9 protein-coding genes are annotated in these 17555 nt (G+C 43.5%); 7 read left to right on the top strand and 2 right to left on the bottom strand.

The features are described 5' to 3' along the window. The first annotated feature begins 476 nt into the window (after window positions 1-476). The 7 genes from MR054_RS01945 to MR054_RS01975 all read left to right on the top strand — a co-directional run bounded on the left by MR054_RS01945 (window position 477) and on the right by MR054_RS01975 (window position 12199). On the top strand, window positions 477-2096 hold the full coding sequence (locus tag MR054_RS01945) for a sulfatase-like hydrolase/transferase (protein ID WP_242155633.1): 1620 nt from the start codon (window positions 477-479) through the stop codon (window positions 2094-2096). Beyond that, complete coding sequence (locus MR054_RS01950; protein ID WP_242155634.1) at window positions 2077-3531, top strand: sulfatase; 1455 nt, start codon at window positions 2077-2079, stop codon at window positions 3529-3531. Before MR054_RS01945 ends, MR054_RS01950 begins: the two co-directional genes overlap by 20 nt. 486 nt (window positions 3532-4017) lie before the next feature. Further along, complete coding sequence (locus tag MR054_RS01955) at window positions 4018-5496, top strand: T9SS type A sorting domain-containing protein (RefSeq protein ID WP_242155636.1); 1479 nt, start codon at window positions 4018-4020, stop codon at window positions 5494-5496. A gap of 349 nt (window positions 5497-5845) precedes the next feature. Further along, on the top strand, window positions 5846-7132 hold the full coding sequence (locus tag MR054_RS01960) for a glucuronyl esterase domain-containing protein (protein ID WP_242155638.1): 1287 nt from the start codon (window positions 5846-5848) through the stop codon (window positions 7130-7132). Between the two features lie 53 nt (window positions 7133-7185). After that, on the top strand, window positions 7186-8484 hold the full coding sequence (locus MR054_RS01965; RefSeq protein ID WP_242155640.1) for a sulfatase family protein: 1299 nt from the start codon (window positions 7186-7188) through the stop codon (window positions 8482-8484). A 139-nt stretch (window positions 8485-8623) separates the two neighbouring features. After that, window positions 8624-10720: a hypothetical protein gene (locus MR054_RS01970; protein ID WP_242155642.1), complete on the top strand. Its 2097-nt coding sequence runs from the start codon at window positions 8624-8626 to the stop codon at window positions 10718-10720. A gap of 75 nt (window positions 10721-10795) precedes the next feature. Continuing rightward, window positions 10796-12199, top strand: coding sequence for a sialate O-acetylesterase (locus MR054_RS01975; RefSeq protein ID WP_242155644.1), 1404 nt, complete (start codon window positions 10796-10798; stop codon window positions 12197-12199). A 2155-nt stretch (window positions 12200-14354) separates the two neighbouring features. Here the strand turns inward: MR054_RS01975 and MR054_RS01980 are convergent. Both MR054_RS01980 and MR054_RS01985 read right to left on the bottom strand, forming a co-directional pair. Beyond that, on the bottom strand, window positions 14355-16025 hold the full coding sequence (locus MR054_RS01980) for a right-handed parallel beta-helix repeat-containing protein (RefSeq protein WP_242155646.1): 1671 nt from the start codon (window positions 16023-16025) through the stop codon (window positions 14355-14357). A 31-nt stretch (window positions 16026-16056) separates the two neighbouring features. Then, on the bottom strand, window positions 16057-17523 hold the full coding sequence (locus tag MR054_RS01985) for a sulfatase-like hydrolase/transferase (RefSeq protein WP_242155648.1): 1467 nt from the start codon (window positions 17521-17523) through the stop codon (window positions 16057-16059). Window positions 17524-17555: the final 32 nt, after the last annotated feature.

Consider the following 17555-nt stretch of genomic DNA (forward strand, 5'->3'; position numbering starts at 1 on the left):
CTCCAGTTTCTAATGTCTTAAAAGGGAGTGTGCTTCAAAAAGCATGCTCCCTTTTCCCATATCGAACAGCAGAAAAATTCCCCGCGCAGAAAATGAAAATCATTGCTTAGAAAAAAAAATTCCTTGCTTAGAAAAAAAAATTCTTTGCCTAGAAAATGGACATTTCCTAGGCAGAAAAAAAATTTTTATGCGCAGAAAAGGAGGACCGCCTGCGCAGAAAATTTTATTTTCTGCGCAGGCTTCTTAAGCCCTGTAAACACTGGTGTTCCCACAGGGGTTTTGGTGCCATGACATCACTGCTTTTTGCCTTTCATTTCACAGGCCCGTCCGGTTAGGCATCCTTGACGAAACAGGTATACCGGAAAGACCCTGAACTTACGGAAGGGTTGAAAAATTATGTTTAACCTCCTCGATGTGTTGCGTATGGACATCAACCGGAATTTGAGTGATACGACTTGGCCTCGGATACGGACGAAATGATTAACTTAGCTCATGTAAAAGCATATGATGACACCAAAATGACAGCACACCATAGCATACCATCAGGCCTTTGGGGAATAGCCATCCTGGCATCCCTTTGTCTTGGTTCATGCCATTCCCAGACCAAAGACAATCCCCCACCGAACATCATTATTTTTCTTGTAGACGATATGGGTCTTATGGACACCTCGGTTCCTTTTTTGACCGATGCCAACGGGCGTGCGGTAACCCATCCCTTAAATGACTATTACCGGACACCCCACATGAAAACGCTTTCGGAGCAAGGCATTCGGTTCTCAAATTTTTATGCCCACTCGGTGTGTTCTCCAACCCGAACCACCATTTTAACCGGGCAAAACTCGGCCCGACATGGAGTGACCAATTGGATCAAATCCGAAAATAACAATCGGGGGAAATATGGCCCCCCTCGATGGAACTGGAACGGACTTACCAAAGCCTCGGTAACACTGCCAAAAATCTTACAACAGGCAGGCTATAAAACCATCCATGTAGGGAAAGCCCATTTCGGACCATTCCGCAGCGCGGGTGAAGATCCTATGAATTTGGGTTTTGATGTCAACATTGCCGGCAGTTCCATTGGACAACCCGGGAGTTATCTCGGCACTGAAGCTTTTGGACATACAGGAGGCAATAAAAACAGGGCGGTACCGGGGTTGGAAAAGTACCACGGACAGGACATTTTTTTAACCGAAGCCTTAACCCTGGAAGCCAATAAGGCGATATCCCGGGCCAAGGCAGAAGGGAAACCTTTCTTTCTCCATATGGCCCATTATGCGGTCCATGCGCCATTTTATTCGGATTCCCGTTTTGCCGGGCACTATAAGGATTCCGGAAAGTCCGAAAAAGCACAGGCCTATGCCACATTAATTGAAGGCATTGATAAATCTCTTGGAGATATCATCCAACATGTAAACGATCTGGGGCTGGGAAAAAACACCCTGATCTTTTTCCTGGGAGACAACGGTTCGGATGCGCCGCTGCCCATTGAAAAGGATTACAGCAGTGCATCGCCCCTGAAAGGCAAAAAAGGCAATCATTGGGAAGGCGGTATGCGCGTTCCCTTTATCGCATCCTGGGTGACCCCGGATAAGACCACGCCCCGGCAAAAGGAATGGCCTATCGCGCCTCATGCCATACAACAGCAAATGGGATCCGTAATGGACCTGTTTCCCACACTATGCCAAGTCGCCAACCTAAGCTGGCCACAGGAGCATATCGTGGATGGTTTCACTCTTAAAGAACAGCTTAAGGGAGAAGAAGACCGTGAACGAAATGAGTCGTTTCTAAATCATTACCCTCATAAACATCGTACAAGCTATTTTACCAGTTTGGTACAATCCAACTGGAAAATCATTTACCATTACCCGATAACCGGACCCCCGCAATACGAATTGTTTAACCTTACGGACGATCCCTTTGAAACCCATAATCTGGCCGATACCAAGCCGAAAATGCTCAAAAAAATGATGCAGCTAATGGCAGATGAACTACAACAAAAAGGGGCCCTCTACCCCGAAAAAGACGGGCAGGCCTTACCCTTGATCATGCCCGAAATGAAAATTAATACAACACCCAATGAAAAACCTCAAAACTGAATTATTACATAAATGCGCCTTTACATGCACGTGCCTGTGGTTGGCGTTTGGTCTTTTATCGCATGCACAGGGTGCGCCACGACCCAATGTGCTTTTCATCGCTGCCGATGATTTAAATACAGATATGGGAAGCTATGGTGTGGATCAGGTACAAACACCACATTTGGATCGATTGGCTAAAATGGGCGTTCGTTTTGACAATGCCCATGCGCAATATCCGGTTTGCGGCCCGAGTAGAGCAAGTCTTATGACCGGTCTAAGACCCAATACAACAGGGTTTTTGAGTAATCGCGACCAGTTGCGCGAACGGGTACCCGATGTGGTTACACTTGGACAATATTTTCAGAACCAGGGCTACTATTCCGGGCGTGTAGGGAAAATATTCCATTATGGGAATCCGGGTTCAATTGGCACAGATGGTGCCGACGATGTTCTTTCATGGACCGAACGCTTTAATCCGGCCGGAATTGATAAAATGCAGGAGGAGAACATCATTCGTTTTCCCGGTGGCAGAACGGGGAAAAAGGGCGGTCTGGGCATATCTATGGCCTATTGGGATCCCGTAAGTCAGGATAGTGAGCATACGGATGGCATGGTTGCCGATAGAGCTGTTGAAATGATTGAAAGGAATAAGGATAAACCTTTTTTCATTGCAGCCGGATTCTTCAATCCCCATTGCCCTTACGTCGCTCCCAGGACCTATTTCGACATGTACCCCATCGAGGAGATCACCCTGCCAGATCTTGAAGCCGCCAAACGTGATTTGGAGGACGTGCCTGCCATGGCCTTACTGGGTGAAAAAAGTTGGCCCTATTATTTTAAGGGCATGACCACAGAAGAAGCTCTAAAATGCAAACAGGCCTATTACGCCTGTGTTTCGTTTGTGGATGCCCAGGTAGGTAAACTTTTGGATACCCTGGAGAAGCATAACCTTCTTGAGAATACGATTGTTATCTTTTGGTCGGATCATGGCTATTTTTTAGGAGAAAAGGGCCTATGGTTTAAGCATAAAAACTTTGAACGCTCCACGAAGGTCCCCCTTATTATTGCCGGTCATGGTGTGGATGCCCGTGGGAAGGCCGTGTCGGAACCCGTAGAATTGTTGGACCTCTACCCTACCTTAGTGGACCTGCTGGGACATCAAATCCCGGATGTACTGGAAGGAGAAAGTTTAATCCCATTTCTGAAAAATGCGAACCATAAATGGGAAAAACCGGCCATAAGCCAAGTGTATCGCGGACCTGATGCCCAAGGTTATAGCATTCGAACCAGACAATGGCGGTTTACCGAATGGAACGGCGGTAAAGATGGTTATGAATTGTACAATCATGAAAATGACCCCGGCGAGGTCGTCAATCTGGCCCATAACCGTGCTTATTTGAAGATTAGGGAACAATTGAAAACACAACTGAAACCCTATGTAAAATACAATTAACACCGTCGACCAAGGTGGAAGTCTAATCGCTATTTTTATGAGGTGAATCGGATTTTCGACATTGATTTTTTATAAATCCTTAACGGATTGAAATTTAAAACGAGAGCACTCATGAGCTGCTCTTAAAAGTTATCAGGCCCTTTTAATTCCTCCTACGTGAATAGGGCAATTGCAGCTATTGAATCAAGAAATGCAATGGCAATTTCGAGTGGCTGCGTTGGTAACCAGGCGCTGGCCTACCTCTTATGTTACATTCCGTGCATTTATTGTTACAATTTGGTAGGTCCATTTTACAGCTTATTGGTAGTTTAGCTGTACTATTATCGCATCCTTTCTAATTTTTGTATGTAACGGCAATATGAGATTTTATACAACTAAAATTCATGTAAATCAACATTGCGACCGAACCTGGGGAGGTGGTCATCAATGGTCATCCTGTTAAATGGATATCAATACCCGGTTAGAAAAGGACACATTTAATACGCTATGAAAACAAAAATTATACTTGCATTGGCAGTCCTACTTACCATTCAGGTACCAGCCACAGAGATTATTTGGAATTTAAACGCTCTGTATGCGGTAGATGCGAATGGATTTACGGCTATCATTGCTGATGCCAGAAATCACTTTACAGCCTATCCCAACGACACGATAATTGTACAGATCGATGCAGGCACCTATGAAATAGACGGTAGCGGAAACATTGGAATTAATTTTAATGGCGGTTTGCTCAGTGAAAGTGCTCAGGGAAGACTTATTTTTCAGGGTGCCGGTATGTATGCAACCACCCTCCTTTTCACAGATAAGAATGATGATATGATAAAAGGAAAAGACACCTATCATCTTGAATTCAGGGATATGTTCATGACAAGACCCCAATACTCCGTAACTCAGGGAACTGTTGTATCAGTAGCTGCAGGTGAGGTGGTTTTAGCTATTGAACAGGGGTTTCCCTCCCCATTGGAATTATTTGCGGTAGAAGGTGGTGCCGGTCGATTTAACGCCGGTCGTTACCTCAGAAAATATGACAATACAAACCCATTGGATCCTCAGGTCATTCGGGACAATAATCAGCAGGTGGCCTGGGGATGGAGAAATGATGCTCCCGTATACCCAGAGCAATTAACAGGCAATGAATGGCGTATTTATCTCAATAACGCCAGTACGGTACTGGACCACTACAGTGTGGGAGATTATGTTGGCGTGAAATCAAAAAGTGAGGGACATATTTATTGGTTCGCTGGCGGTAGCGATCTGGTTTTTAGAAATATAAGATGGCGCAATAGCAGTCGAGGACTGGTTAGAGGAGGTTTCAGCAATGTAGGGCTTTACGGTTGTCGCATTGAACGAGAAGATCCTATCGATGGTCAGGCACCATGTATGTCTACCCCTTCCGGTGGACCACAGATGAATCAGGATGGGGACTCTGTATCCACTAACATGGTCGTTGAAGATTGCTATATTGACTCTCCCGGAGATGACAACATTGCCTTTTTTCACGTTGATGGAGGACGGGTAAAAAACACCACGGTAAGAAATGGATTTGCCAGAGGCATTTTGGCTACCGATATGGCCTCCAATATCTGTTTAGACCACGTGACCTTGGATAATGCCTATATCAGGAACGAACCACTTGGTCTGGATCATGACACCCCCGAAGAGGCTATCGCCGCCGGTGGGGCATATAATGAGGACTGTGTGGGTGCTTTAGGGAGGTCTGAAGACGTGTTTTCTAAAATTAATATTTATCCCAACCCCGTGAGTCATTATGTAAATATTTCCATTCCATCTCTGTTTAGGAACATGAATGCAGAATTTCTGGATGTTTTTGGAAGAATGAGAACTCAATTTGTGATATCCAATTACAAAACTGAATTTGATTTTAGTGCATTTGAACCAGGTATATATTTTTTAAAATTAACAGATGGTCGGTCTTCCTTGAATACAAAAGTAATTAAGAAATAAATCGATTCGGTTATAGGTGAAATCGTATAAATCCTTGGTCAAAATTTAATGTTGTAATACCAATAAACCCTATCGGTTATGCTACTATCGGCATTGCAGGTAACCAAATCTGTTTTAAAAATGGTGTTTTGTTACAATAGATAGCAATTATGATACATTGGCAGCTGTCCTACGCTACGGACTAACTTAATTTTGACCAACTATCATGACGTCATTGACCAATGTTTGCTATTTCAATGTATTAGGGTTTTACGTTCAGAAATGTAATGTTTCTTAGGGATGAAAAAAGAAAACTTATGTAGAATTCTTATATTTAATTAAGATTAAATCGTATGTAAATATAATATCCATGTATAAACTAATTTGCGTCGTTACTTTGGCAACTCTCGCCCCTATTTGTTCTGTTTTGGCACAACCTGAAATATTCAACGTTGATGAAAGCCTGGTTGAGCCCTATGAACTTCCAGAGCTATTAAAACTTGACAATGGACAGAAGGTTCAAAGTCTTGCAGATTGGGAAAATGAGAGACGAAATGAGATACTGGATGTATTCCTTGAGGAAGTCTATGGAAAATTACCCGATAAGGCATTAAAACCAACCATTGAAGTTGTTGATCACAGTGAAACTGCTTTGAATAATACGGCAATCAGGCAGCAATGGGAGTTGACCTTTGAGAACAATGGAAAAAAACTAGTCATCGAGGTACTGGCCTATTTACCAAAAGGCGTCATTGCACCGCATGTTTTTGTGGTTCCGAACTTTCGGGGAAATCAGTCCGTGAACAATGATCCCAACATTGCGATCACCAACTCATGGGTGAGAATGAAAAAGAATGCCCCTAACGTGGGGGTTGTCGATCACAGGGCCACAGAAGCATCAAGAGGAACGAGCAGTGCCATGTTTCCATTAGATAGAATCATTGGTAATGGTTTTGGACTTTACACTGTGTATTACGGTGATATCGATCCTGACTTCAATGATTTTTCAAATGGCATTCATCCCCTTTTTTACGAGGTAGGGGAAGACCAACCCAAAAGTGACGCATGGGGTGCCATATCCGCTTGGGCCTGGGGCCTTACCAAGGTGATCGATGTGATCGAAGATAATCCGCTAACACGGGATTCCAGGATTATTGTCATGGGACATTCCAGACTGGGTAAAACGGCCCTGTGGTCGGGGGTCATCGACAGCAGAATTGATGTTGCCATATCAAATAACTCCGGTTGCATGGGAGCCGCTTTATCAAGAAGAAGGTTTGGTGAAACGGTAAAAATCATCAATACGAGGTTTCCACATTGGTTTTCAGATAATTTTTTAAAATACAGTGATCATGAAGATAATTTACCTGTAGATCAACATATGTTGATTGCCTTAATGGCTCCCAGACCGGTGTATATTGCCAGTGCCCAACAGGACCGTTGGGCCGATCCCAAGGGAGAATATCTTGCGGGTTATTATGCCACTCCCGTTTATGAACTGTACGGAAAAAAGGGATTGCCAGGCCCGGAACTTCCGGAAGTGAACCATCCGATTCACCATACGATTGGTTATCACCTACGCAGCGGAGGCCATGGCGTTACGGATTATGACTGGGAACAGTACATGGCCTTTGCCAAAATGCATCTGGACAAATAAAAAACATAATCGAGCTATGATTAATGTAATACGTTTCATTTTTTAATAAGAACATGATACATCGCTTTTTAAAAATTACGGTCATATTGATATGGCATTTGAACCTTTCGGCTCAACCTGATAAACCAAATATTGTTTTGATCATGGCGGACGACCTCGGGTTTGAGTGTATCTCTGCAAATGGAGGGACCTCCTACCAAACGCCAAACATCGACAGGCTGGTCTCCCAGGGCATGCGATTTGAAAACTGCCATGCCCAACCGCTATGTACGCCATCCAGGGTTCAAATCATGACCGGTAAATACAATGTTCGCAATTACACGAAATTTGGTGAACTCGACAGAGGCGAGATCACCTTTGGAAATTATTTTAAACAGGCAGGATATAAGACTGCCATTGCCGGCAAATGGCAGCTAGGGAAAGAAGCGGATTCGCCGCAACATTTTGGTTTTGATCAATCCTGCCTCTGGCAGCAATCAAAGCCAAGAACTGATGATGACGGGCATGATACACGATTTTCCAATCCTATTTTGGAAATAAACGGAACCGTAAAACACTTTGGAAACGGCGCATATGGCCCGGATATCGTGAGTGATTTTATCTGTGACTTCATCGAAAAAAATAAGGAAGACCCCTTCTTCGCCTATTATCCAATGCTATTGACGCATTGTCCATTTACGCCAACACCGGCATCGGAAGACTGGGACCCCGAAAGCCCGGGTTCCCTGGATTACAAAGGAAAACCCAGTTACTTTCCGGAAATGGTCTCGTATATGGATAGGCTCGTAGGAAAGGTGGTTTCGAAGATTGAGGCCCTGGGTTTGAGTGAAAACACCATCATTTTATTTACCGGGGATAACGGAACAGATAAACCCATTGTATCGATGTTTAGGGGAAATCCCTATCCAGGCGGTAAAGGACAGACCACAGACCATGGTACACATGTGCCCCTTGTGGTGCAATGGACCGGTACTATTGAAGCTGCAAAGGAATGTCATGACCTGATTGATTTTAGCGACCTTTTACCAACCCTTTGTGAGGCGGCCCAAATTGACCTGTCGGCAGACGAAACGATTGACGGCCGGAGTTTTTTATCCCAATTGCTTGGTAAGAAAGCAAGTCCCAGAGAATGGATCTACAGTTGGTATTCCCGGAGCGGTAGTCGAACAAATCTTAAGGAATTTGCACGGACCACCGAATATAAATTGTATAAAACAGGAGGATTTTATAAGGTGACAAACGATGTCTTTGAAGACCATCCCATTGCGACAGATGACATGACTGAGGAAGAAAAAGACATCAATAATACCCTGACCGAAGTCCTAAAATATTATGATGATACGCGTGAATGAATCCGTCATCCAAAAACAAATCATGATAAACCCAATCCGTATGAGGCCCTTTCATAAACTTTTCCTGGTCACAGTAGTTGTTTTTGCATCAAGCCATAGTGATTGGGGGTTGCCATAAAATTTATTAAAAGATAATGACATGAAAACACTCCCTTTTATCCTTTCTATTCCCTTTTTCTGTATGCTTGAGGTAATATCTGCTCAACATGCACCAAACAAAACTTTTGCAAATCAAGATGTTTTTAGCAAGGGATTTCCAAAAACCTTATCGTTTCGAAACGACAAACTTGGTGTTCGCGATGATTATAAATACTGGGAAAAGGCACACATTAACTTTAATAGTATTACCAAAAAATACTTAAAGGAAGAAGTGGATATGCCTCCCGTTATCGCGGAATGGGCCAATATTTATGCCAAAAAACATCCCGAAAAGCTGATGCTTGTTCACTTAAACGGAGAGGGGCGCTCTGTTAACGACCCCAATATGCACAAGCTCTATTTTCCCGGACACTGGATATACGAAGAAGGCACCTTTCCCCTAACCGATATCGATAAAAATCAAAATTCCATTACCGTTGAACGTGCCCAACTGTTTTCCGAAAAAGCCTACACCGTCCATGGCAGAGATAGAGGCATTGACAAACTGCCCCATGATATCATTCTCGTAGAATTGGATGACAAGGGGAATCGCCTTTGGGATACCTGTGAATTCGCTACCGTTAAAAAAGTGGATTACCAAACGAACAGTATCACCCTAAAACGGGGCATGTATCATACGACAAAACGAAACTTTAAAAAAGGTAATACGTATATCGCCCCCATAGCAGGTGATTTCTGGGGAGGAAACTTGATGTGGTATTATAACCTTTCTACCGCCTGTCCATTGGATGACAACGGCCATTCGGCCGCTGATGTTTTTGTAAATGAAATGAAGAACTGGTTTAGCGACAAGGGCATTTTAAACCATCTGGATGGAATTGGTTTTGACGTTAACTATTTTGAATCCAAACATGGAACATGGGATACCAACAATGACGGTAAAGCCGACCGGGGTTTCGTTAATGGCAAAAATATTTGGAGAGCAGGAGATATTGATTTTTTGAAAAGCATTAGGGCGGCCTTGGGCGATGACTTTATTATCACCGCCGATGGATGGCGTGATGACATGCAACGAGCAGTCGGCATTTTAAACGGTATGGAAACCGAAGGATTATGCCGCTATAATGATGGGTACCGACAAATATCACGCACCATAAACCAACACCTGTATTGGAATAGGAACAACACTACCAAATACCAGTTTAGTTATATTACTTCGAAATTGAGACATCCTGATGATGCTAAAATTTCCACCCAGCTTCACCGCATGGGAATGGCGCTTTCCTCATGTCTTGGAGTAACCTACGCGTATTCGGCACCACTGTTTATTCCCGAGGCCGTTGGAGGGACCCTCAACCAAATAAATTGGCTCGGTAACCCTTTGGGTGAGATGCACTATACCTTTGCACAAACGCCTGACCTTTTACAAGGGTCGGGGTTACACTTTAATAAGGAATGGCTTGCACAGTTCAATTTCAAAAAAGCACATTATCAGGTCAAGAACCACGCCCTGCATATAACCGGAAAAAGCGAGGATGCCTACGAAACCCTGGTCATACCGGGTCCGGAAATAGAACTGGCAGAGGGCGATTTGGTCGTGGTTTTTGAAGCAATGGCAATAGAAGGCCTTAAAGATCTGGACCAAGGCAGTCTCATTCCCAGAAAAATAAATGTAAAACTGGAAGGTCTTCCGGAATTTCCTGCAGAACCCATGAATACGCATAGATTATATAACGATTTGGCCGGCTTTATGGGAACGGCAAAGTTTACACCTCAAATGTTTTATTTTAGAAATGCGGGAGGGTCCGGGAATAAACTCAGAATTATTCTTGAAGCTCAGGAACAGGGTGAATTTGCCATACGAAACCTAAAGGTCTATAATGCCCCTTGTGGCATTTATCGAGCATTCGAAAATGGGGTTGTATTGGTCAATCCATCACTTGGCCCCTTGGAATTCGATTTAAAAAGCATATCCGGCCACGACACCTCCTATAGACGCCTTAAGGCGGCACCCCCAACAGAGGGCATATTGGACGGTCCATTACATGAGGTTATGGAATACAACAATGGTGAAGTTATAAAAACGAATGAGGTAACCGTACCCGGATTGAATGCCTTATTTTTAATAAGGCCCTAAGTTGATGCCCTGAACCATTCAAGATAAGATGTTTTAAGTACCCGTAATACAAACCAAGATTTAATTATGTTTAAAATGATAACCCCGAGAATTCTAATTAGTTTATTACTTTTTCAAACCGCAGTCTACTCACAATTGGAGATGCCTCCTCTTTTTAAGGACCATATGGTACTGCAACAACAGGAGATGGTTTCCATCTGGGGAACAGATCAACCCCATACGACCATAAGGGTCGCAGGAAGTTGGAATGAAAGTGCTTCAACAACCACAGATAACAAGGGCAAATGGAAGGTAAAGTTACAAACCCCTGAAGCCGGTGGCCCCTACTCTGTTTCAATTGAAGGAAGCAACAAGGTTGTTTTTACTGATGTGCTTATTGGAGAGGTATGGTTGTGCTCGGGGCAATCCAACATGGAAATGCCCGTAAAAGGATTTCAGAGCCAACCGGTTATTGGAAGTCATGAAGCCATTTTAAATTCAACAAACGACCAAATAAGGTTGTTTACAGTAGCGCGCCATCCAAGTCTGACCCCAGTCGAAAATATTTCAGGAGCATGGTTAAAATCAAATCCGGTAAACTCGAGGGATTTTAGTGCGGTTGGTTATTTTTTTGGTAGAAAAATCAACCAGCTGTTAAATATTCCCATAGGCATAATCCATACCTCCTGGGGAAGTTCCAATGTAGAGACCTGGATGGACGAGGAAACACTTTCGGAATTTAAGAACGTTGAAATTCCAAATGAGATTCCCAAGGACAAACCTCAAAAGTATGATACCCTATTATTCAACGGTATGCTATACCCTTTACAAGATTATACCCTAAAAGGGTTTTTATGGTATCAGGGAGAAGCAAATAGAAATAGTTCAAACTATGCCTCTTTATTTGCTGCAATGATTCAACAATGGAGGAACCAATGGTCACGTGGCGACCTACCGTTTTATTTCGTGCAAATTGCGCCATATGGATATAAAGGCAAAAATGCAGGCTTCGTTAGGGAGGAACAATTAAAAACCTTAAAATTAGTTCAAAATGCAGGGATGGCAGTGACACTGGATATTGGAGATTGTAAGTATATACACCCGCCCGAAAAGCGCCTCGTTGGCGAGCGATTGGCATATTGGGCATTGGCGAAGGACTACGGAATTAAAGGGATTAGCTATTCCGGGCCTATTTACGAAAGGATGGAAAAAACGGATAACGGCGAAATAAATCTGTATTTTAGTGAATGCAACGATGGATTAATTAGCTTCGGAAAAAAACTGGAAGGATTCGTTATTGCAGGAAAGGATAAGGTGTTTTATCCGGCTACGGCAATAGTTAACAGAAATGGTACTGTTACTGTTTTCTCAGAGAAGGTTCCAGATCCGGTTGCTGTGCGCTATGCGTTTGAAAGTTGCCCTGAGGCGACCCTCTTTAATATAGAAGGACTCCCCGCATCGCCCTTTAGAACAGACGATTGGGAGGACACGGGAGACTAAAGGAAGTTACCAATAAAGGGAAAGTATATCCGGGGATGGCTCCATGACACATTCATTAAAAAAGGCCTTATCCCAGCCCGCGGGAAACAGGGTTTAAAAAAAAAGAGCCACAAAAAAATGTGGCTCAATAACATAAGACAAGTATAATTGGGGACTTAGTTCATGGCTGCTGCGTTAAATCTATTACTTGATTTATACCTATATAACAAGCGACGGGCCTAAAACACTACCTCAAGTATTGATTTTTAGACCATTGGCTACATATTTCGGTTTATCTGTTATTTAAGATCTGACATGGGGCCCTTTTCGACGCTTCGGCTTAGCGTCCCATCGCGCCCTTTCTCTAGGAGATTTGCGCTCATTTTTTATTTTAAACCCTCCGTCTAAATCTCAAAAGCATTAAACTCACTTGCTCCCCTCTTGAGATGAAGAGGGCGACCGAGCGTTAGAAATCTATCCTGTGGATAGATTTAGCGATGGGGCGAGCTGGCGGGTAGGCTATGTAATTGGAGAAAGGGGAGTTTGATTTAAAATTACCCAGGTTTATGAAACCCACTTGCTCCCCTCTTTGGGTAAAGAGGGGAATGAATCCCACTGATAAGTGGGAGAAAGGGGAGTTTGATTTAAAATTACCCAAGTTTATGAAACCCACTTGCTCCCCTCTTGAGATAAAGAGGGCGACCGAGCGTTAGAAATCTATCCGGCGGATAGATTTAGCGATGGGGCGAGCTGGCGGGTAGGCTATGTAATTGGAGAAAGGGAGTTTGATTTAAAATTACCCAGGTTTATGAAACCCACTTGCTCCCCTCTTGATTTAAAAGTTCTAATCTGGATTGCAACGATCCAATAGTAAGAATATAAGCTCAAAAACTTGGGAATTCAGGAGCAAAGCGACGCCAAGTTTTGAGCTTGGTTCACCGAAGGTGAAATTCCTACTATTGGTGTCCTTTCCTGCCTACCTGGCGGATGGCAGGCAGGTTTAGGTTCAATTTTTTTGGACAAGCAAAAAAATGAACACCTCCAAAAGTAAAAACTCCGGTTCCATGATGTTGAGATTCTTCACTTCGCTGCACTCCGCTCTGAATGACAAGAAAATTCAAGAATATTGTTTTTTTAAACCCTCCGTCTAAAGGCTTACACCTTTAGCCACCTCCCTTAAAACAAGGACGACCGAGCGTTAGAAATCTATCCGGTGGATAGATTTAGCGATGGGGCGAGCTGGCGGGTAGGCTATGTAATTGGAGAAAGGGGAGTTTGATTTAAAATTACCCAGGTTTATGAAACCCACTTGCTCCCCTCTTTGGGTAAAGAGGGGAATGAATCCCACTGATAAGTGGGAGAAAGGGGAGTTTGATTTAATTAAGCCTATTTCCAAACCCTCCGTCTAAAGGTTTACACCTTTAGCCACCTCCCTTAAAACAAGGGAGGAACAAGGTATATTAATCTTTCTTGCTCCCCTCTTGATTTAAAAGTTCTAATCTGGATTGCAACGACCCAATAGTAAGAATATAAGCTCAAAAGCTTGGGAATTCAGGAGCTAAGCGACGCCAAGTTTTGAGCTTGGTTCACCGAAGGTGAAATTCCTACTATTGGTGTCCTTTCCTGCCTACCTGGCGGATGGCAGGCAGGTTTAGGTTCAATTTTTTTGGACAAGCAAAAAAATGAACACCTCCAAAAGTAAAAACTCCGGTTCCATGATGTTGAGATTCTTCTCTTCGCTATGCGCGTTCTGAATGACAGTAATGTCATTCTGAAGAAGGGCGTTTACGACCGACTAAAGAATCTTGTCGAATGAAAGCGAGATGCTTCGCTGCGTTTCACTCCGCTCTGAATGACAGGGAAATTCAAGAATAATGTTTTTTTAAACCCTCCGTCTAAAGGTTTTCACCTTTAGCTACCTCCCTTATAAACAAGGGCGACCGAGCGTTAGAAATCTATCCGGCGGATAGATTTAGCGATGGGGCGAGCTGGCGGGTAGGCTATGTAATTGGAGAAAGGGGAGTTCGATTTAAATGATCAATATTATTAAGCCTATTTCTAAACCCTCCGTCTAAAGGTTTACACCTTTAGCCACCTCCCTTAAAACAAGGGAGGAACAAGGGACATTCATCTTTCTTGTTCCCTCTTTGGGTAAAGACAGCAATCTCGAGTCTAACTAAGGGTCTATAGCCCCTATACTCGGCTTACCTTGGATGGTCCTTCCCAAGAGGTCCTTTTTAAGATCAAGAGCAGACCCTAACCCTATGGTGTCATTGGGTAATAATGGGATATAAATGCCTTTGTTCTTGACTAAACCCTTATTTTTAGGCACATAATCCTGAGCGTCTATCCCGCCTTTATTCACAAATTGAGGATCCCCATACAGAGGGGCAACATCCCTAATACCGGATTCCACGGGCCAATTGTCGGGATTTAGAAAAAGGTTGTTTTTAAAAAATACATCTTTGACACGACGCCTGGAGGACACCTCGGGTTTGTACTGATCCCCCAATACCGTTTTTGCCCCGCCCTCCAGGTAAAACACATTATTCGCAATAAGCACACCCTTGCTCGTATTATCAATGGCTATTTTGGCGACCATGGTGGTATCGGTATAAATGGTATTATTATAAATATAAGTGTTTACCGGCCCCTTCCTTTCTTTGCGCTTACCCTGATACCCACTCAACCACAACACTTTTCCTTCCTGAAAGGCCCCATCGACCCCTTTTATCCTAAAGCCATCATTAATACTCAGGTTATACCGATAGGCACACTGGTAATTATTTCCTAAGATCTCGCAAAATCCACCGGCATTATAGGCACTAATGTTATATTGTACAATAATAGCGTTACAATTAAAATCGATGTGTGCTCCCGCGGAATCCCCCGGACCATTGGCATATAAAAATTGATTCTTCTCAATCAACACATGGGAAGACCCCCAGGTCCACAGGCCACTTCCCCTGCCCCATTTCCTGCTGTCATCGGTACTCCCGGAGTGGGAAACGGTATTATGAGCCACATATACCGATGAAACACCGGACATCTGAATTCCGGGACCCCCAGTTTTGGTCACGGTATTGTTTAGAATGTCAACCTCGGAAATGTTTTTTGCATTACCGGTCAGTTTTATCCCGGTATGCGACACGTTGCTAATGGAACAGTTGGAAATTTTCACATGTTGTATTACCGCCTTCCCCTGATTGATCACGCGTATCCCCCATCCATATTTTTGGGTCCCGTTGGCCGTTCGGACCTCGTCCTTGCCCCGTTGAAACCCTTCATTTTCATAGAAAACGGTATCGATCACCATGTCGGCCATATTAATTTGCTGCATCATACGATCCTTGGTATTCATTACCAGGATGCCGCACCGCATGTCGGAGGACTTTAGATCTTCGTTATCATAACCATTACCGGTTAACCTCAGGTTGGACAGCCTTATAAAACTTGAATTTTCTATAAGAATACCGTTGGGCTGCCCTTTGAAGTCAATTACAGGAGGATCGTCATTATCTTGATTAGCCCAGACCATACCTGTAATGACGATGGGTTGGTCTTGCGTCCCTGTCATGCCGGACAAGTTCAGTGTCCCCCTATACCTTTGACCACAGGCTAAGAACAAGGTATCTCCGGGCTGCAAGTTTATTTTCGAGGCCCTCTGCAGTGTTCTAAATGCCAATACCTGAGATAATCCGTCATGATCATCATTTCCATTGGTGGGATGCACATAATAATTGGTTCCGAAAAGCGGGATTTGACTTAAAATAAAAAACCCATATATAAGGCCTCTGAACAGATGAAACAAAATGGTCTGTCTTACAAATATTGTAGGTAACGTCATCCCGGCCATGTTTAAAACGTTCTTCATTAACTTAATCCGATGGACCATCCAGCAGTGCCGTACCTGTGCTCATTTCGGTGGGCGAAGTATACAACACCTTTTTGTTTTGCATAAGGCGCTTATGAATATAATAGGTCACCTGCATCCATGATTTTTCCTCCAGCCATAGGGGTTCCATAAGTTGGTCTTCCCAATTCGACAAGCGGTCTGACAACAGATTATACATTTCAGGTTGATCTTGAATGAGGTTTTTGGTTTCCCCTAAATCAGCGGTCAAATCATATAAAACAGAACCGTAACCGTCCAGATGAATGAGTTTGAAATTTCCTGCTCTGGCCGCCGATTCCTCTAACTTTCTCCAGTAGAGATCGTCATGCGGATTACCGAACATTTTCCCTTCCAGATAGGGTAATAAATTAACGCCATCCAAGACCAGATCATCATCTTTTTGAATATCTGCAGCAGCCATTGACGTACGAAAAATGTCCAATGAAGAGGTTAAGCCATCAAATCGTTGGTTCGCCTTTAAGCGACCGGGCCAACTTACAAAAAAGGGCACACGATGCCCCCCTTCAAACTCATTGCCTTTCCATCCCTTTAAATATCCATTATTTGAATCGTTGTTATTTGCACCTCCATTATCGCTTAAAAAATAAATAAGGGTATTGTCCAATAAGCCAAGGGACTCCAAGGTATTTTGAAGTTTTCCAATGTTCTCATCCAAACTCCAGGTCATTGCAGCAAGGTGTTGTCTCGGATGATGTTCATAGCGTTTTAAGTCCGCTTCTTTAGCCTGCATAGGGGTATGTACGGCATTGTAGGCCAAATACATAAAAAAGGGCTGATCCTTGTTCTCTTTCACAAAACGCACCGAACGATCGCCGAGGACATCGGTCAGGTAACCCGTAAATTCTACCCGCTCTCCATTTTCCTGAATGGCATGGGTTTGAGAAGGGTTTTTCATAGGGAAATACGACCGGCTTCCGGCCAAAAAGCCAAAAAATTCATCGAAGCCTCTCTGATTCGGATGATCGGATGCGGTTTCTCCCAAATGCCATTTCCCGATGGCTATGGTTTTATAATCATTTTTCTTAAAAACATCAGCCAGGGTCAGCACATCATCCGATAAGCCAATATCCCCGGACTGCTCATCACCCGTATGGTTGGCCTCAAAACCAAATCGCTGTTGGTATTGTCCGGTCATGAGGCCCGCCCGGGAAGGCGCGCACACGGTAGCGCTCACATGCGCATCGGTAAAAACAACCCCCGATTGAGCCAGACGATCAATATGGGGGGTCTCCAAATCCTGACTCCCCATAAATCCAAAATCCACGTATCCCGCATCATCAACCAAAATGACAATGACATTGGGTTTTTGTTCCTCGATATTGGCATGGGTTGTATTGACGGTTAGAGCGGGTTGGTCCGCCTTTGTTTTTGAATTTACACAGGAGACCAAAGCAAAGAAAAAGCCATAAATAAGGATGTTTTTTACCATTTTAATTTGATTTAGCTTAAACTTATTGCTTT

It is taken from the genome of Aestuariivivens sediminis, assembly GCF_022662105.1.
Lineage (GTDB): Bacteria > Bacteroidota > Bacteroidia > Flavobacteriales > Flavobacteriaceae > Aestuariivivens > Aestuariivivens sediminis.